An 18347-nucleotide genomic window follows, 5' to 3' on the forward strand; every position below is an offset into this window, starting at 1 on the left:
CGCTCCTTCAGTCCCGCAGCCGGCGCAGGAACGGGTCTTCGGCCGCGACCGGCTCCAACCGGGCGCGGACGTCGAGCGCCACGCAGCCAGCCGGGCGTACGCGCACCGGGTTGAGGTCCAGTTCGGCCAGCTCCGGCACCAGTTCGGCCAGGCGGCTGACCTTCAGGAGCAGGTCACGCACCGACGCCCGGTCCAGCCCGGAGGTCCAGAGCGCCTTCGACGAGCGCAACCCGTCCAGGAGCAGGTCCGCGTCGGCGCCCGTGAGCGGTGCCAGCCGGGCCGCGTGGTCGGCGATCAGGTCGGTGTCGACGCCGCCGAGGCCGAACACAACCAGCGGCCCGAACACGGGGTCCGACCGCACGCCCACCAGCAGCTCGCGGCCGGGTTCGGCCATCGGCTGGACGGTCACGCCACGCAGGGCGGATCCGAAGCGCGACCGCAGGACCCGGAACGCTTCCACGATCCGGTCGGCCCCGCGCACGTTGAGCAGGACACCGCCACCGGCGGTCTTGTGCAGCAGGCCCTCGGCGTCGGCCTTGAGCACGACCGGCGAGCCAAGGTCGGCGGCTGCGGCGTCCATCGAGTCACCGGCTTCGACGTAGTGGGTTTCCACCAGCGGGATGTCGGCGAGCCGGAGCAGCTCGACGGCGTCCGACGGCGAGAGCCAGCCTTCGCGTTCGCGGGCGAACGCCCGCACCGCGTCCGGATCTTCGAGCGGCTCGAGGTGCTCGTCGGCTTCGGGCCGGTTCAGCCACTGCTCGTAGCGGACGAGCCGGGCCAGCACCGCGGCGGCCCCGGCGGGATCGTCGTAGCAGGCCGTGACGCCGGGGCCGGGCGCCAGCGGCGCCACCCGGGCACGCTGGCCGGGCCGGACGGCGAAAACGGTCTTGTACTCGGGCGGGAGCACCGCGGCCAGCGACGTGCCGGGGTCGCCGACCGCGGTGGGTACGGTCGCGGCGATGGCCGCGTCGACGCCGTCGTCGTCGAGGACCGCGCGCAGCGTGTCGGCGAACACCTCCGGCGGAACGGCCGCCGTCGTGTCGACCGGGTTGCGCACCGCCGCTTCGGCTGGCAGCAGCTTCGCGAGGCGGTCCCGGGTGTCTTGGGACAGCTCGGCCATGACCAGGCCTTCGCGCTCGCAGGCGTCGGCGGCGAGGACCCCGGCACCCCCGGCGTTGCTCACCACGGCCACCCGCGGGCCGCCGGGCAGGAGCTGCCACGACAGCCCGGCGATGACGTCCACCAGCTCGGCGACGGTGTCGACGGCGATGACGCCGGCCTGCTCGAAGAGCGCGTCCCGGGTGATGGCGGGGGTGGCGGCCGCGGCGGTGTGCGACGCGGCGGCTCGCTGGGCGGTGTCGCCGCTGCCGGAGCGGACGGCGAGCACCGGGCGGGTCCGGGCGAGCCGGCGGGCCAGCCGGCCGAACTTGCGCGGGTTGCCGAACGACTCGAGGTAGAGCACGGCCAGCTCCGTGCGGCGGTCGGCGGCCCACCACATCAGCAGGTCGTTGCCGCTGACGTCGTACTTGTCGCCGGTCGAGACCAGGTTCGACATGCCGAGGCCGAGGTCGCCGAGGGACTCCGCAAGCGCGATACCGACGCCGCCGGACTGCGTGACGACGCCGATGTTGCCCGGCTTGACCGGCGTGGCGAGGAACGTCAGATCGTAGGGGCACGCGGGGTCGGTGGAGACGACGCCGAGGCAGTTCGGCCCGACCAGCCGCAGGCCGTACTCGCACGGCCGCGTGGACGCGCTCGCCCGCGCCGGTGCCGGTCAGCCCGGAGGAGATGATGACGACGGCCCGGACCCCGCGTTTCCCGCACTCTTCGACCGCCTGCGCGGCGGCCGGCGCGGGAAGGCAGATCACCGCGAGTTCGGGAGTGCGGCTCAGCGCCCCGACGGACGGCACGCTCGGCACGCCGAGGATCTCGTCCGCGTGCGGGTTCACCACCTCGACCGGGCCGGGAAAGCCGGACGCGACCAGGTTGCCGAGGACCGCGTGCCCCACCGAGCCCGGTCGTCGTCCCGCGCCGATCACGGCGATCGAGGACGGCTTGAACAGGTGGGCCAAGCTGGCGGCGTCGGCCACCGAGTCGCGCTTGAGCACTGCCTCGACGTAGGCGGGATCCTGCTCGAGGATCATGATGACGTCACGCTCGGGGCCGCCGATGCTGGCCTCGAAACGCAGGCCGAGGTCCCGGAAGACGTGAATGACGTTGGCGTTCTCGGCGAGGACTTCGGCGAGGAACCGCTTCAGGCCGGTCTTGCGGGCGTGGGAGACGAGGTGTTCCATCAGCAGGGTCGCGACGCCCTGGGTGCGTACCGACGCGTCCACGACGAGCGCGACCTCGGCGTCGGTGGAGTCCTTCAGCGCCTCGTAGTTCGCGACGCCGACCAGTGCGCCCCGCCGGTAGCAACCCACGGCGTAGTGGCCGGAACCGGGCTCGGCGGCGATCTCCGCCGCCAGCTTGTCCAAACCGGACGGAGTGCCGAAGAACCGGAAGTAGGTGTCCTGCTGGGTGAGCCGGGTGTGCAGGGCGAGCACCTCGGCGGTGTCGCCGGGGTGCAACGGGCGCACGAGCACCACGTCACCGTGGGCGAGCAGGGCCCGGGTCATCGCATCTCCTCGGGGCATGAGGGTGGGCGCGGCCGACCGAGGGCCGCGCCCACCGCGGAAGGCCACCTAGTCCTTGGTGACCTGGATCTTGACGTGCTTGTCGCGCGGGTGCTCCGAAACCGGCATCGAGATCTCGAGGATGCCGTCGGCGTACGTCGCCTTGACCTTCGCCGGGTCCGCCCCGGCCGGCAGGCTGACCGTGCGGCTGAAGGTGCCGTAGTAGAACTCGCTACGGCCGCCTTCCGCGACTTCCTTCGCCTCACGCTCGGCGGAGATGGTCAGCAGCCCGTTGTGCGTGGTGACGGAGATGTGCTTCTCCGGGTCGAAGCCGGGCAGTTCGGCCCGCACGAGGTACTTCCCGTCCTCTGTGGACTCCTCGATCCGGACCGGGTTGTGCTCGGCGAACGGCCAGGGGTTCTCCAGCCACGCCGCGATGCTCGGCAACGCCAGGCGTGAGCCCGGCACCAAGGCAGTCATCCGTTCCTCCTTCCGTGCGACATCCGGTGTCGCAAGACAAGGAGACCTCGATTCGGTGGGCGCGCGACGCGGCCGGATTGCCCGAACCGCGAGGACCTTCGTCACCAAGCCGGAACTCTTACCGAGAGCTACACAGGCTGGCTAGTTACAGAGCTCTGTACGCAACAGCCGGGCCGCCAGCCGTTCATCCATGAACTTTGCACCTAACCAGTCGTTTGATCACGCGGCATGTTCCACGGGCCCAGCCATACAGTTTCATAAGTGTCGGGGTCATACCCCTGAAACACACGACGGTCACTGATGTCCGCATCACGCTCGTCATACTGCGCAATACCCAGCAGGAGCGGCGATGCCAAGAATCGCAACTTTGGTTTTCCCTTGGCCGCCGGCGGTTCAGAGGGCGCCATCCGCCTCTTTATCAAACAAAGCCCAGCAAGCCGCACCGCACCTGCGCCAAAGTCAGTAAAAGCGGAATTTGTCGTTATCAAACTCGGGTCCAATTGCATAATCACCCGCACTCCACTACGTTCAAAATATGCAATCGGATCAATATCCAGGTTGCCCGTCAGCGCTCGATTCTCATTCGGCATTGCACTGTGCAACGTACGGACCTGCCGATCAAAAACCAGCAGATCACCCGGATTGAGAGTACGAAGGTCGAAATCCAGAGTAAGACGCCGAGTCTCGAGTTGAACCTGATTCATCGCTTCTAGCACCGAAGCAAGCCACTGATTCATCCCGACGATCCCCGCCGGCGGAGGCCCGCTCGGCAAGGAGACATTCTGCTCCTGAAACATGGCCAGATGGGCAAGTCTGACCGGATTCGCATAGTTGAGCGCCATCAACTTCGGCAGATGTTGACGCAGTCCGACAGCATGCGTCCGCAACGCCTCCTCACGCATCGCCTGAAGTTGTTGCACAGTCTTCACAATCACCCCCTCCCTCAACTCTCGACCATGCCGCCCACACAACAAGACGACATCACTCTCCACATTGACGTTTTCCTCAATCGCAGGAACTATAGGTTGCCCCAGGGGATCACGGTCAGTGTGGATGACCGACCCCAGAAAGCGTTCACCACCCATCCCATTGCTCATCAGCGGATTGCGACATCCAGCGAAGGCGCAGACATTGCCGAAACGCGCGCTGAGGAGACCCACCGACTCCTCAGCAGCCAGCGGTTCGCCCTCGAGATTTCCTCCAGCCTGGGCTTTGCGAGCACCGCGCCTAGCCTGGTTCTCAGCATGAGCAACTCGATAAAGACTCAGAATTTGAGCATGTTCATCCGGTGACAACGGAGCACCACGCCCCCTCGCAAGATCGGATAGCACACGCACGAGCACTTCCACAACGCGCTGATCAGCCGGGATACTCTTGCCTCGAAACCAGTCACTAAGTGAGGACCGATTCATCTTTGCCCGCTGCGGCTTGGCATCTGCGGCGCGGTCGACGATCACCTGAGCGGTCGGGTTGCCAGCACGGATCCGCAACTCCGCGAGCGCCTCCTTGAACTGCTGCGTCGACTCCCCCTCAGTCACGAAGTGAGTCCGACCTGCTGCGGACGGTGACAACACCTGGTCCGGATCCGGTCCGGAATTCCGGGCACCCCTCGTGACCTGCACATCTGTACACCGTAGCGCGGGAAGACCTCGCCGGACACGTCGCCGAAGCGGCACAACTGAGGGCGACAGATCCGCTCTCAGGCTTGGAGTCCAACATGACGAACTTGCTGCAGTTCCTCCACGACGGCGCCCTCGTAGCCGCTGCTGTGCCACTGACCTACGCGGCGTCGGTTGCAGCCGCCGCGATGACAGCACTTCTGGCACGTAAGGCGGCCCGCCGGAAGTCGGCTCGCGAAGTTCTCGCTCTTCTTCTTCGTCGGCGGCAGTAGGTACCCACTCCGGATGCCTGACCGGAAAGCAACGCGATTGCTAGTCAGGCAACCGGAGCCGACCACTCGATCCTGACCCCGCCCTCGGGACCGCTGTCCAGCGAGAACGTCCCGCCGGACGCCTCCGCGCGGTCGCGCAGGTTGCCCAGCCCGCTCGGCGAGATCCCCTCCGCGAGCCCCTTGCCGTTGTCGGCCACGACGATGCAGATCCTTTCGTCCTTCACCGCGATCGACACCGACACCGCCGAAGCGTTCGCGTGCCGCACGGCGTTGCTCACCGCCTCCCGCACCACCGCCTCGACGTGCTCGGCCAGCTGCGTCGGCACCGTGTCGATCGGACCGGACATGCTGACCGTCGGCTGCAGCGGGGCGTCGTCGGTCAGCTCGGCGATCGCGTCGTGCAGGCGGTGGCGCAGCCGCATGCCCGTCTCGCCCGCCGCGCCGCCGTGGAGGTCGAAGATCGCCGTGCGGATCTCCTGGACGATCTCGTGCATCTGCTCGATGCTGTCGCCCAGCCGCTTCTGCAGCTCCGGGGACTTCGTCCGCCGCTGCGTGCTCTGCATCGACAGGCCCACCGCGAACAGCCGCTGGATCACGTGGTCGTGCAGGTCGCGGGCAATCCGATCGCGATCGCCGAGCACGTCCAGCTCACGCGCCGCCCGCTGCTGCGCGGCCAGTTGCAACGCCAGGGCCGCCTGGTCGGCGAAGGACGCCACCACCGACAGCTGGGCCGCCTCGAACCCGGCGGAACCGGCTTCCCGGGCGGCGATCAGCACTCCGGTCGTCCGGTCGCCCGCCCGCAGCGGCACCACCATCGCCGGCCCGAACCGGTGGTCGCGCAGGCTCAGGTCGGGCACGCTGCGCGGCGTCCGGTCCCGGTACACCGAGCCGGGGACGCTCTCCTCGATCTCGATGCGCGTCCCCGACAGCTCCGAAGCGCGCGTACCCGCGCAGACGGTGACCGTCAGGTCGTCGGCGTCCTCGCCCCAGTCCTCGTCGACGTCGAGGCGCCCGGCGTTCGGCAACGCCAGCATCGTGACGTCGGAGCCGGTCAGCTCCAGCGCGCGGCTGGCGATCAGGTTGAGCGCCTCCGCCGGGTCGGTGCCGCCGAGCAGCTCGGTGGTCACCTCGCTGGTCGCGGCGAGCCACTGCTGCCGGACCCGCGCCTGCTCGTAGAGGTGGGCGTTTTCGATCGCGATGCCGGCCGCCGCGGCCAGCGCCTGGACGACGACCTCGTCGTCATCGGTGAACGGTTCGCCGTTTTTCTTCTCGGTCAGGTAGAGCCGGCCGAACACCTCGTCACGGACGCGCACCGGCACCCCGAGGAACGTGTGCATGGGGGGATGGTGCGCGGGGAAGCCGACGGAGGCAGGGTGGGCGGAGATCTCCTCCAGCCGCAGCGGCTTCGCCTCTTCGATGACCACGCCCAGCACGCCGTGCCCCTCGGGCAGGTCGCCGATGAGCCGGCGGGTCTCGTCGTCGATGCCGATGTAGAGGAACTCCGACAGGGAGCCGTCCTCGGCGAGCACGCCCAGCGCGCCGTACTTCGCCTCGCCCAGCTCGATGGCGGCCTGCACGATCCGCGTCAACGTCGTGTCCAGCTCGAGTCCGGACGCGACGGCCAGCACGGCGTCAAGGAGACCGTCCATCTTGTCCCGGGTGCCGATCAGCAGCTCGATCCGGTCCTGCAGGTCACGCAGCAGCTCGCGCAGCCGCAGGCCGGACAGCGTGCCCGCCATCCGCCGTGGCTCCTGCCCGGCTTCGCTCATCACGGCCTCCGCATCATCGGTGACTTTGTCCCCTTTCCGCGGCACCGCGGTGCGAGAGACCGTCGGACCAAGCTTTCGGATCATCAGTGTGCCGCCCGCGGCACGAGGGGAAACCATGACACTACCCATCACTTCGATCGGCTTGCTGGACTCCGATCAGGTGAAGTCCGTCATCGGCGCTGCGGTGCTGGCGCCGTCGACGCACAATACGCAGCCCTGGCGCTTCCGCTGCACCCGCGCGGGTCTGGAGCTGCACGCCGACCCGGACCGCGCTCTGCCGGTGGCCGACGCCGACCGCCGCGAGCTGCTGCTCTCGTGCGGGGCCGCGCTGTTCAACGTGCGCGCCGCCATCCACGCGCTGGGAGCCCACCCGGCGACGACGCTGTTCCCCCGGCGCGACGACCCGACCCTGCTGGCGGTGGTCCGGCCGTTCGCGGCCCGCCGTCCCGACCCCCGGCTGGTCGAGCTGGCGGACGCGATCCCCCGCCGTCACACGAACCGGACACCGTTCGAGGCAGGTGCAATCCCCGCGTCCATGGTCGCCGAGCTGCGCCACGCCGCCGAGGTCGAACAGGCATGGCTGCCGCGGCTGAGCGGGAAGCAGCTGGAGGGCCTGCGCGAGCTGGTCCACAAGGGCCACCACGTCCAGGTCACGGACCCGGCGTTCCTGGCCGAGTGGCGGCAGTGGACCGGGCGTGACCGGGACAGCCGCGACGGGGTCCCCGAGTACGCGGCCGGGTCGATGCCCTCGAACAACGGCGGCTGGATGCTCCGCGACTTCGGCACCCGGGACCGCGGCCGGCGCGACGACTCCGAGCCCCTGGTCGTGGTCATCGGTTCCTTTGACGACACCCGCGTCGACCGGCTCCGGGCGGGTCAGGCGATGCAGCGGGTTCTGCTGACCGCGACGGTGGCCGGGCTGGACGCGTCGTTCATCTCCCAGCCGGTCGAGGTCCCGGCGGTCCGGGCCGAGCTGCGGCAGCTGCTCGGGGGCGGGCTGTGGCCGCAGATCGTGCTGCGCCTGGGCCGGGGCGCACCGGTGCCGTGGACGCCGCGGCGCTCACTGGCGGACGTCCTGATGGCGCCCACCGCCCTGAGCACCTGAGCGAGCCGATCAGGCCGAGTGCCTCACGTCGGCCCCCGCCTCTGGCGGCCTGGTCCGGCGCCAAGGTGGTGTTGCGCTCAGTGGTGGTGGCCCCACCCACTCACCGGACACCTTGTCCTTGGGTGCCGTCTCGACCAGCGCTCGAAAGCCGGCCTCGCTCCGGCACTCCCTGACGAGCTTGGCGATGTAGGCCTGGGTGTAGCCGTAGTCGGCGTGACGTTCGTCGTACAAGCAGTACTTGTCATCCGTTCGCTCGGGGTGCGGGTCTCCCACCGGCGGCCGGACCCGAAGCTTCTTCCACGCTTTGGTAAAGAGTGCGGTGCTGAAGAAGAACGGAATCCCGTCCTGGACGGCCTTCGCCGCCTCCGTCGGTTTCAGCAGCCCGTGTCCCACGACAGACCGTTTCTGTTCGCGAACCACTACGTACCCTTTTCTGCCGATCGCTTCGACGCTCGCACGTTGTTCTTCCGTCAGGTCGTCGTAGCGGGTAAATTGAACCGCGAGTGCGTCCGGGTCTTTGGGAGCCAGCTCCTGCAGGACCCGCAGCCGGAAGTCGTACCGCGGGTCGCGCGCGACGGACTCGTCGAGTCCCGCGTCGTACGCGGCGAGGAAGGTCCGCAACTGGACCGGGAGCTGGGCGCGCAACCGCCGCAGTGTTCGCTCACCCTCGTCCGTGAAGCTGCCGATGAAGACGGGGAACCGCAGACGGGTGGCCAGGGACGAGGAGACACCGAAGCTGTTTGTGAGCTCCTCCTCGTAGTTCAGAAGGAGGGCTTGGCTCTGGCCTCCGACTGCCGCGCTGAGAGCTTGCTGCTCGCGGGCATACCGGTGCTCGATCTTGTTGCGCAACGCGATGAAGAACTCGAGGTTGGCGCGCACCGGGCTGTCACCGTCAGGCCAGTGGTGCCGGACGCAGGTCGCGAGGTCCCACCGCTTTGGTTCACCATCGATACGCTCGATTCGCCGGGTCCGCCCGTGCGTCCGCCAGTACCGGAAGTCGACCTGATCGCGTGTCAGCTCGGCGTGCAAGAGGTAGAGCCAGGCGAGGTGCATGTGGACGACGAAGCCTTCGAAAGAGCGAATTTCCGATGGATCGTTGTACAACCGCACAGCCAGCTGCGCCTCGTCACGCGAGGCGTCGACCATATGCATGAATCGTGGTCGCGGCGGCATGTGATCAAGGTCGGAAATCGGACGCCGCCTGTTACGCCCGGCTCACCCGAGCACTTCAGCCGCCCTGGTTTCGCAGTTCGGTGGCCAGCACCGCCGCCTGCGTGCGCCGCTCCATCCCCAGCTTGGTCAGCAACCGCGACACGTAGTTCTTGACCGTCTTCTCGGCCAGGAACATCCGCTCCGAGATCTGCCGATTGGTCAGGCCCTCCCCGATCAGCTCGAGGAGCTTCCGCTCCTGATCGGAGAGGTCGGCCAGCGGGCCCTTCTTCGCCTGGCTGTCGCGCAGCTTCGCCATCAACGCCGCCGCGGCGTGCGCGTCGAGCAGGGACTTGCCCGCGCCTACGTCCTGCACCGCCGAAACCAGGTCCATGCCCTTGATGTCCTTGATCACGAACCCGCTCGCGCCGGCCATCACCGCGTCGAGCATCGCCTGCTCATCGGTGTAGGAGGTCAGCATCAGGCACTTCAGCTCCGGCAGCTTCGACCGCAGCTCGCGCGCCAGCTCGATGCCGTTGCCGTCCGGCAGGCGGACGTCCAGCACCGCGACGTCCGGGTTCAGGGCGGGAATGCGGGCCAGCGCCTGCGAAACGCTGCCGGCCTGACCGACCACGGTGAGGTTTTCGTCCTCGTCCAGCAGGTCTGCGACACCACGGCGAACGACCTCGTGGTCGTCGACGAGAAACACGCGAAGCATGGCTGACCTCCCAAGGACGGGCTCGACAGGCTCAGCGTACGACCGCAAGACCCCCGGCGGCAGGGACCCGTGGCCGTCCCGGAAGTGACCAAGGACCCTAAGGCCGGCCGCCCTCCGCACCGGATGCTCACCGGGTAACCCGCGACCGAGCAGGAGAAACCGGATGAGCGCCCTGGACCTCGCCCGATGGCAGTTCGGGATCACCACCGTCTACCACTTCCTCTTCGTCCCGCTGACCATCGGGCTGTCCTTCCTGGTCGCCGGGATGCAGACCGCCTGGGTGCGCACGGGGAACGACCGCTACCGCCGGATGACGAAGTTCTGGGGGAAGCTCTTCCTCATCAACTTCGCCCTGGGCGTGGCGACCGGCATCGTGCAGGAGTTCCAGTTCGGGATGAACTGGTCGGACTACAGCACCTTCGTCGGCGACATCTTCGGCGCGCCGCTGGCCATCGAGGGCCTGCTCGCGTTCTTCCTCGAATCGACGTTCCTCGGCCTGTGGATCTTCGGGTGGGACAAGCTGCCGAAGAAGCTGCACCTGGCCACCATCTGGCTCGCCTCGATCGGCACCCTGCTCTCGGCGTACTTCATCCTCGCCGCCAACTCGTGGATGCAGCACCCCGTCGGCTACGCGGTCAACCCCGCGACCGGCCGCGCGGAGCTGAAGGACTTCGGCGCCGTGCTCACCAACTCGACCGCCGTCGGCGCCTTCGCGCACACCATCACCGCCTGCTTCCTCACCGCCGGCATGTTCGTGGTCGGCATCAGCGCCTGGCAGCTGCGGAAGGGCCGCAACGCCGACGTGTTCCGGCCGTCGATGAAGCTCGCCCTGGTCACCGTGCTGGTCGCGAGCCTCGGCGTCATCGTCACCGGTGACCTGCAGGCGCGCCTGATGACCCAGCAGCAACCGATGAAGATGGCCGCCGCCGAAGCGCTCTACGACACCGTCGCACCCGCGTCGTTCTCACTGTTCACCATCGGCTCGCTCGACGGCTCGCAGGAGAAGTTCAGCATCCGCGTGCCCGGCGTCCTCTCCTTCATGGCCACCGGCCGCTTCGACGGGCAGGTCGAGGGCATCAACGACCTCCAGGCCGCCGAACAACAGCAGTACGGGCCCGGCGAGTACCGCCCGGACATCCCGGTCGCCTACTGGACGTTCCGGCTGATGATCGGCTTCGGCTTCCTGTGCCTGCTGATTTCCCTGGTCGGGCTCTGGCTGTTCCGCCGCGGCCACACCCCGCGCGCCCGCTGGTTCTTCCCCGCCGCGACGCTCGGGATCGCCCTGCCGTTCCTCGCCAACAGCGTCGGCTGGATCTTCACCGAGATGGGCCGCCAGCCCTGGTCGGTGTTCGGGGTCCTCAAGACCGCCGACTCGGTCTCGCCGACGGTCTCCGCGGGCAGCGTGCTGACTTCGCTGATCGTGTTCACCCTGCTCTACGGCGTGCTCGCCGTCGTCGACGGCGTCCTGATGGTCCGCTACGCGAAGGCCGGTCCCCCGCCACCGGAAGCGCCCGAGACCGAGACCGACGAGCCGCGTCCCGCGGCCTTCGCCTACTGACGAAAGCACCGCCATGGCCCTCACCGACATCTGGTTCCTGCTCATCGCCCTCCTCTGGACCGGCTACTTCGTCCTCGAAGGCTTCGACTTCGGCGTCGGCACCCTGCTGCGCGTCCTCGGCCACGACGACACCGACCGCCGCGTGCTGATCAACACGATCGGCCCGGTGTGGGACGGCAACGAGGTGTGGCTGCTCGTCGCCGGCGGCGCCACCTTCGCCGCGTTCCCGCTCTGGTACTCCAGCCTGTTCTCCGGCTTCTACCTCGCGCTGCTGCTCGTGCTCGTCGCGCTCATCCTGCGCGGCGTGGCCTTCGAGTTCCGCGGCAAGCTCGACAGCCCACGCTGGCGGAACACCTGGGACTGGATCATCGTCTTCGGCTCCGCCGCGCCCGCGCTGCTGTGGGGCGTCGCCTTCGGCAACATCGTCCACGGCGTCCCGCTCGACGCCCAGCACCACTTCACCGGCTCGTTCTTCACGCTGCTCAACCCGTACGCGCTGCTCGGCGGACTGGCCACGCTCAGCCTATTCACCTTCCACGGCGCCGTGTTCCTCACCCTCAAGACGACCGACGCGCTACGCGACCGCGCCCGGACACTGAGCCGCGCGCTCGGCGGCGCCGCCATCGTGTTCGGCGGCGTGTTCCTCAGCTACACCGCGATCGAGCACGGCGGCTGGTCCTGGCTCGCATCGGCCGTCGCGGCGCTGCTGCTGGCCGCGGGCGTGCTGTTCGCCGCGGGCGAGCGGGACGGCCTCGCCTTCGCGAGCACCGCCGCCGCGATCATCGCCGTCACCTTCACGCTCTTCTGGTCGCTCTACCCCGACGTGCTGCCCTCGACGACCGATCCCGCGTTCAGCCTGACCACGACCAACGCGTCGTCGACGCCGTACACGCTGCAGATCATGACCTGGGTGGCGGTCGTGTTCACCCCGATCGTGCTGGCCTACCAGGCCTGGACGTACTGGGTGTTCCGCAAGCGGATCAGCCGGACCTCGATCCCCGCCGGCGGCGGCCTGCCCGCGAGCCGCCGGTGAAGCCCCTCGACCCGCGGCTGCTGCGCCACGCGAGCGCGGTCCGGCCGTTCGTCCTGGCCTGCGCCGCGCTGGGCGCGCTCACCGCGATGCTGGTCCTCGCCCAGGCGGAGCTGCTGGCGAAGACGATCACCTGGGCGTTCCTCGACGGCTTCCCGCTCCGGAGCCTGCTGCTGCCGCTCGGGCTGCTGGCCGCGGTCGTCGTGGCCCGGGCCGGGATCACGTGGCTGGCCGAGACGACCGCGCACCGCGCCGCCGCCCGGGCCCTCTCGCAGCTGCGAGAGACGGTGATCGCGACCGCACTGCGGATCGGGCCCCGGCGGACGGACCGGTCCCCCGCCGAGGTCGCCGCCCTGGCCACGCACGGCGTCGACCGGCTCGACGGCTATTTCTCGCGCTACCTGCCGCAGCTGCTGATCGCGGCGGTCGTCCCGCTGGTCGTCGGGGTGCGGATCCTGGCCGCCGACTGGGTCGCCGCCGTGATCATCGGCCTCACCGTGCCGCTCGTCCCGGTGTTCATGATCCTCATCGGGCTCTACACCCAGCGGGACGTCCGGCGCCAGTGGCAGACCCTGTCCGTACTGGGCAACCACTTTCTCGACCTGGTCGCCGGGCTGGCCGAGCTCACGGCGTTCGGCCGGGCGCGGGCGCAGATCCGGTCGTTGCGGGAGATCACCGGGAAGTACCGCACGCACACCATGGGCACCCTGCGCGTCGCGTTCCTGTCCGCGTTGGCCCTGGAGCTGCTGGCGACGCTGTCGGTAGCGGTCGTCGCCGTGTCGATCGGCCTGCGCCTGCTGGCCGACGAACTCGACCTGCGGACCGCCCTCGTCGTGCTGATCCTCGCCCCCGAGGTCTACCTGCCGCTGCGGGCGGTCGGCGCCCGGTTCCACGACAGCGCCGAAGGACTCGCCGCGGCCGAGGAGATCATCGCACTCGCCGACACGCCCAGCGGCGACACCGGTACCCGCCCGGTTCCCGACCTGACCCGCGTGGCGTTGCGCTGTGAAGACGTCACGGTCGAGGGCCGGTCCGGACCGATCCTCGACGGCTTCACCCTGCGCCTGCCGCCCGGCGAGGTCGTCGGCGTGACCGGGCCGAGCGGCGCGGGCAAGTCGACGCTGCTCGACCTGCTCCTGGGCTGGCGGCGACCCGACGGCGGCCGGGTCCTCATCGGCGGCAACGACCTCGCCGACATCGGCCGCGCGACCTGGCACCGGCACCTTGCCTGGGTACCGCAGCAGCCGCACCTGGTCGCCGGGACGGTGGCGGAGAACATCCGCCTGGGCGCTCCCGACGCGCCCGACGACGCCGTGCTCGCCGCCGCCGACACCGCGGCGCTCGACGTCCCGCTGTCCACGGTGGTCGGAGAGCTGGGCGCCGGGCTCTCGACCGGCCAGCGCCGCCGCGTCGCGCTCGCCCGCGCGGTGCTGCTCGACCGGCCGCTGATCCTGCTGGACGAGCCCACCGAGGGCGTCGACGCGGAGACCGAGGCCGCCATCCTGGAGCGGCTGCCGAAGGTGCTCGCCGGGCGGACGGCGGTGCTCGTCAGCCACCACCCCGCGGTGCTGGCCCGCTGCGACCGGGTGCTCTCCCTCGGCGATCCGGTCGTCCTTCCCCCGGTCCCGGCCGCCGTTTCGCCACGGCCGATCGCGCGTCCGGCTGCCGCTCCGGTCGTTTCGCCGTCCACTGTGGACGTGGCGAAGTGGCGGCCGTTGCGCGAGGCGATCCGGCCCCACCGGCTGCGGCTGGCCCTGGCCTGCCTGGCCGCGACCGCCGCGCTGGGCTGTGGGGTCGCCCTCACGGCGACGTCGTCGTGGCTGATCGCGAGCGCGGCCCTGCACCCGCCGGTGCTGAGCCTGATGGTGGCGATCGTCGCCGTCCGGACGTTCGGCCTGGCCAAGGGAATCTTTCGCTACATCGAGCGGCTGCTGTCCCACGACGTCGCCCTGCGCGCCCTGGCCGAACTGCGGGTGCGGGTGTGGGCGCAGCTGGTCCGGATCGGGCCGGCCGGCACCGCCCGGCTCCGGCGCGGCGACCTGCTGCACCGGCTGGTGTCCGATGTGGACAGCCAGCAGGACGTCCTGGTCCGAGGGCTGGTCCCGGGCGTGTCGACGTTCCTGGTGCTGTCGGCGACCGCGGTCACCCTCGGCGTCGTCCTGCCCGGCGCAGGCGTCGCGGCGGCTCTGGGCTTGGCCGTCGCCGGCGTACTGGCTCCTTTCGCCGCGGCCCTGGCGGGCCGCCGGGCGCTGCGTTCGACCGCGCGGCTGCGCGCGGACCTGACCGCGGGGACGGTGGAGCTGCTGCAGGCGTCGGCTGACCTGATCACCCACGACGCGGCGCCCCGCCGGCACTCGCGGCTGCGTGACCTCGATGCCGTCCTGACCACTGTCCAACGCCGCTCGGCGGTGTGGCGCGGCCTGGGCGGCGGGATCGCCGCGCTGGGCGTCGGGCTGACGTCGGTCACGTGCCTGGCACTGGGCATCCTGGCGGGGGTGCCGGGCCCGGCGCTGGCGGTGCTGGCGCTGACGCCGCTGGCGACGGCCGAGCTGGTGGCCGGCCTGCCGGAGGCGGCCCAACGGCTGCTCGGCGCGTCGGGTTCCGCGCGTCGGCTCGCCGAGCTGGACGTCCTTCCCGCGCCTTCCGCTCCGGCCACCGCGCTCGCTCCGGCGGCCACGCGCCTGGTGGCCGAGCACCTGTCGGTCCGCTGGCCGGGTGCGCCGGCCGACGCGGTCCAGGACGTCGGCCTCCGCCTCGGCGACGGCCGCCGGCTGGCCTTGACCGGCCGTTCGGGCGCGGGCAAGAGCACGGTGATCGCGGCGCTGATGCGCTACCTCGACCCCTCGGCGGGCCGCATCCTGCTCGACGACACGAACACGCTGGCCTACGACGGCGACTCGGTCCGGTCGCGCATCGCCTGGTGCGGCCCGGACACGCACTTGTTCGACAGCACGCTGCGCGAGAACCTCCGCCTGGCCCGGCCGTCGGCCACCGACGCCGAGCTGCGGACGGCGCTCGACCGGGCTCAGCTTTCGGGATGGCTCTCGCACCTGCCGGACGGTCTCGACACGGCGTTGGGCATACACGGAACGCCGGTGTCCGGAGGTGAACGTCAGCGTCTGGGGGTAGCTCGCGCGTTGCTGTCCGACCGCCCGATCCTGCTGCTGGACGAACCGACGTCCCACTTGGATGCCCCGACGGCCGCCGCCCTGGCGGCCGATGTGCTGAATGCGACTGAGGGCCAGTCGGCCCTGGTAGTAACCCACCGGCCGGCGGAGTTCGCCGAGCTCCCGGTGTTCGACATCTCCGCTACTCAAAGGACTTTCATCAACGAGTCCAACGTTCGATGAACGCGAGCAGGACGTCCCAGCCGACGCGAAGCATTCGCGAGGTGGGAAACATGTGACCGCTCGCCGACGAGGTGGTCGCAATAGCCGGCACCGGCTGTCAGGTACATCATGTCGGTGAGGTCGTTCGCCTCCCACCTAAGCCCACCGGTGGAGAGCTTCTCGTGAAGCACTTCGCGAAACAGTCCCAGAGCAGGCATGAGACTCACATCCTCCTCGCTGTGATCCAGGTACCAGGAAGACATTTCCTCAGTTGTCAGGCCTGATTGTGCGGCCGCTACCGCAAGTTCCGGCCCTGCGTCCGCCATGAACTTGGCGTGCGTCCGACGGCGCTTCAACTCCTTGCCGGTGGGGTTGTCGCGCAAGAAGTCACCTAACCGTTGAAGGTCGGCGGCCCAGCTCAGGACCGGATTCATCGGGACGTGGTCGGCATCCAGCATGGTGTCGACGATGCCGCCGATACACCCCACCACGTAGGCGAACCATCGGATCTCCGGCGGCAGATCCGAACCTCCCGCCGGCAGAGTCTTCTCATGGGATGAGTGCACGGCATTGGGCTCGAGTGTTACTGCCGCCGGCCGGAGGAGACATCGAGCACTAAACCGGGTAGTCAAGGCTTGTCGCAGTTCGAAGCGGCGAAGACTCACCGGGTCGCGTAACTGCCAGCCGGCGGACAGCCGCACCATCGTCAAGGCCCGCCGGTAACGTTCTTCGTAGTCGACCTGTTTGCACGTCTCGGCCATGTGCGCGGACGACATTGGCAACACGACGCGCCGATCCACCGCGAGGGCGATCAGTCTCCCCGCTGCAGCGCGCTCAGCTCGGTTGCGTACGCGCTCTGGTGAGTGAATGACGTCGGTGAGCGTGCTCCAATGGTTTTGATCGAGGTAGACCGTCGGCCGACCGTTGAGCGGCGAGAGATCCCCTGGTCGAGGCAGGTCGACGATTACGTTGTGTCCACGCGTGGTCTGGATGTGCAACTCGCGTGACTGAGGGTGGTGCGTGGACGAGGCAATGGCACTCGTAGGTTCGAAGGCTTCCCGGCTGCCGCTCTCCATAACGGCTCGCCCGTCCCTGAAGAGGACCGTAATCGTTCCGTCCCTGTCGAGCCGCATTGCGGCGACCTGTTCGAGCAGCGAAGCATTCATTGAGCCACGACCTCCTCCGACTCATCCACCATGCGGGCGATGTAGCTCAACAGGGCCAGCATCTCCAGTGCCTCGCGCGGGCTCGGATCGGGCGAGCCCGGGTGGGAGACGAGGTTTCGCACTGCCATGAAGGCGCCTCGGATGAGCGCAGCTGCACCTTCATGAGCCGACGTCCAAGTCTTCGATGCGGGATCAAGCTTCCCGATGCGAAGGCGCGGGGAACCCGGGGCAGCATCCTTGAGCGAGAAAAGAGAGGCGAGGTTTTCCCCGGACACGCTTGGGCCCGCGATCCCCTGTAACCGCCCCTCGAACGCAGTGGCGGCGGTCTGGACAGCAGCGCGATGGTGACCATCATCCCACAGCTGGGCGGCGGCACCCCAGATGATCGGATGGAGCTCAGCCGCCGCAAGACGCGGCCCGACCGGTCCGACGATGTCGGCCAGCTCAGTTCGCTGCGAGAGGATCGCGATTGCTTCGACGATTGCGACGCGCGCTTGGTTGAACGGATGTCCGCCGTACATCCCTTCTTCCTTCTCGACCACTTTGGCGGCGAGCGCCGCCTCGCCCATAGCGTCGATCACGTCGTGAGCCAGCCTCGTTCGGCGGCGAACCTCGTCGATCAGTTCGTCGACCTGTGGGGCAATTGCCGGCTGCTCATGATAGGGGTGGCGGTTACCCCAACGGCGGTCGTAGAGGTCACCCCACCGGTCGACGAGCACAAGAACGTCGTTGAGGCACTCGAGCGCAAGCAAGTCGTTCACGGGTGGGACGGTACATCGGACCACCGACAATTCTCAGAATCGGCCTACCGGGGCACACATCAGACGAGTTCGCCGCCCGTGACTCCGAAACACCGCCTCGCCGGACCACCGACCCGGCGAACTCGGCCCACCCGGACTCGCCGGAGCCGAGGGGGCTGCCGTCGTGGGCCAGGGCGAGGGTCAGTCACTCCGGACCCGAGTGCACCGACACGCGGTCCGAACCGGCGCCGGTGTGGCAGGCGATAAGGGTCAGCCCGGCCCGGACCGCCGTAAGCAGCTCGTCGGCCAGTTCCGCTGGGAAGCTGGGAGGAGGCCCTCGAGCTTGCCGGAGAACTCCGTCGATGTGATGAGCCCGGATTCCGCCAGTGCCTCCAAGACCCGAGCGTGGATGCTCGCCGCGCCGCGGGGCAGGACGTCGTCCAGCTCGAACACCGTCTCGCGGATCTGAGCGATCAGCCCGTCGATGTCGGTGATCGCCGTGCGGAAGCGGCGCGCGACTACCTCCGAGCGGGCCGCGCCTGCCGTCGTATGCAGCGACAGGCCGATGCCGACCGCGGGCAGGACGTCCGCGGCCGGCAGTCGGACTACCCCGCCGACCGTGTCGACGACCGTCGTCCCCGCTAGCAGCGGCCCCGCGACGTGGCAGGCGGCCGGCGTGGCCGCGCGGGTCGCGACCAGCTCGGCCACCGAGTTGGCCGAGTCGTAGAAACCGTTGGTGAAGTCGAAGACCAGGGTGATCGCGATCGCCACGGCCAGGAGGGCCGCGGCGGTCACGT

Annotated in this window: 13 protein-coding genes and 1 pseudogene; 4 read left to right on the forward strand and 10 right to left on the reverse strand. The window is 69.2% G+C overall.

Annotation, left to right across the window (positions count from 1 at the left end; genetic code table 11):
• Window positions 1–7: 7 nt before the first annotated feature.
• From ABFJ78_RS37115 to ABFJ78_RS37135, 5 genes and pseudogenes are all read right to left on the reverse strand, one after another.
• Window positions 8–1726 carry an acetate--CoA ligase family protein gene (locus tag ABFJ78_RS37115; RefSeq protein WP_436392325.1) on the reverse strand — a complete coding sequence of 573 codons (1719 nt, stop codon included), beginning with the start codon at window positions 1724–1726 and terminating at the stop codon, window positions 8–10.
• Between the two features lie 112 nt (window positions 1727–1838).
• Window positions 1839–2636, reverse strand: a pseudogene (locus ABFJ78_RS37120) (GNAT family N-acetyltransferase); the annotation flags it as partial.
• Between the two features lie 48 nt (window positions 2637–2684).
• Window positions 2685–3095: an Hsp20/alpha crystallin family protein gene (locus ABFJ78_RS37125; protein WP_436392116.1), complete on the reverse strand. Its 411-nt coding sequence runs from the start codon at window positions 3093–3095 to the stop codon at window positions 2685–2687.
• 203 nt (window positions 3096–3298) lie between these two features.
• The gene (locus ABFJ78_RS37130; protein WP_436392117.1) at window positions 3299–4633 is read right to left on the reverse strand and encodes a hypothetical protein; all 1335 of its coding nucleotides are present in this window, start codon (window positions 4631–4633) and stop codon (window positions 3299–3301) included.
• Window positions 4634–5030: 397 nt separating this feature from the next.
• Complete coding sequence (locus ABFJ78_RS37135) at window positions 5031–6755, reverse strand: GAF domain-containing protein (RefSeq protein WP_436392118.1); 1725 nt, start codon at window positions 6753–6755, stop codon at window positions 5031–5033.
• Between the two features lie 115 nt (window positions 6756–6870).
• Between ABFJ78_RS37135 and ABFJ78_RS37140 the strand changes: the two genes are divergently transcribed.
• Window positions 6871–7860, forward strand: coding sequence for an Acg family FMN-binding oxidoreductase (locus tag ABFJ78_RS37140; protein ID WP_436392119.1), 990 nt, complete (start codon window positions 6871–6873; stop codon window positions 7858–7860).
• Between the two features lie 9 nt (window positions 7861–7869).
• Here the strand turns inward: ABFJ78_RS37140 and ABFJ78_RS37145 are convergent, their stop codons facing one another.
• Window positions 7870–9006 carry a DUF3644 domain-containing protein gene (locus tag ABFJ78_RS37145; protein WP_436392120.1) on the reverse strand — a complete coding sequence of 379 codons (1137 nt, stop codon included), beginning with the start codon at window positions 9004–9006 and terminating at the stop codon, window positions 7870–7872.
• An 82-nt stretch (window positions 9007–9088) separates the two neighbouring features.
• Entirely contained in the window at window positions 9089–9727 is a 639-nt protein-coding gene (locus ABFJ78_RS37150) for a response regulator transcription factor (protein WP_310970325.1), read from the reverse strand.
• A gap of 163 nt (window positions 9728–9890) precedes the next feature.
• Between ABFJ78_RS37150 and ABFJ78_RS37155 the strand changes: the two genes are divergently transcribed.
• The 3 genes from ABFJ78_RS37155 to cydD are packed head-to-tail and all read left to right on the forward strand — an operon-like array spanning window position 9891 to window position 15665.
• Entirely contained in the window at window positions 9891–11285 is a 1395-nt protein-coding gene (locus ABFJ78_RS37155) for a cytochrome ubiquinol oxidase subunit I (RefSeq protein ID WP_436392121.1), read from the forward strand.
• 13 nt (window positions 11286–11298) lie between these two features.
• Window positions 11299–12318, forward strand: a complete 1020-nt coding sequence (cydB, locus tag ABFJ78_RS37160; protein ID WP_436392122.1) for a cytochrome d ubiquinol oxidase subunit II — start codon at window positions 11299–11301, stop codon at window positions 12316–12318.
• Complete coding sequence (gene cydD, locus ABFJ78_RS37165) at window positions 12315–15665, forward strand: thiol reductant ABC exporter subunit CydD (protein ID WP_436392123.1); 3351 nt, start codon at window positions 12315–12317, stop codon at window positions 15663–15665. The genes cydB and cydD overlap by 4 nt, the downstream gene beginning before the upstream one ends.
• Here the strand turns inward: cydD and ABFJ78_RS37170 are convergent.
• From ABFJ78_RS37170 to ABFJ78_RS37180, 3 genes are all read right to left on the reverse strand, one after another.
• Complete coding sequence (locus ABFJ78_RS37170; protein ID WP_436392124.1) at window positions 15629–16810, reverse strand: hypothetical protein; 1182 nt, start codon at window positions 16808–16810, stop codon at window positions 15629–15631. The genes cydD and ABFJ78_RS37170 overlap by 37 nt on opposite strands.
• Window positions 16807–17571 carry a TIGR02391 family protein gene (locus ABFJ78_RS37175; RefSeq protein WP_436392125.1) on the reverse strand — a complete coding sequence of 255 codons (765 nt, stop codon included), beginning with the start codon at window positions 17569–17571 and terminating at the stop codon, window positions 16807–16809. Before ABFJ78_RS37175 ends, ABFJ78_RS37170 begins: the two co-directional genes overlap by 4 nt.
• A gap of 249 nt (window positions 17572–17820) precedes the next feature.
• The gene (locus ABFJ78_RS37180; RefSeq protein WP_436392126.1) at window positions 17821–18345 is read right to left on the reverse strand and encodes a hypothetical protein; all 525 of its coding nucleotides are present in this window, start codon (window positions 18343–18345) and stop codon (window positions 17821–17823) included.
• Window positions 18346–18347: the final 2 nt, after the last annotated feature.

Origin of the sequence: Amycolatopsis sp. MEPSY49 (assembly GCF_051337345.1) — a bacterium.
Lineage (GTDB): Bacteria > Actinomycetota > Actinomycetes > Mycobacteriales > Pseudonocardiaceae > Amycolatopsis.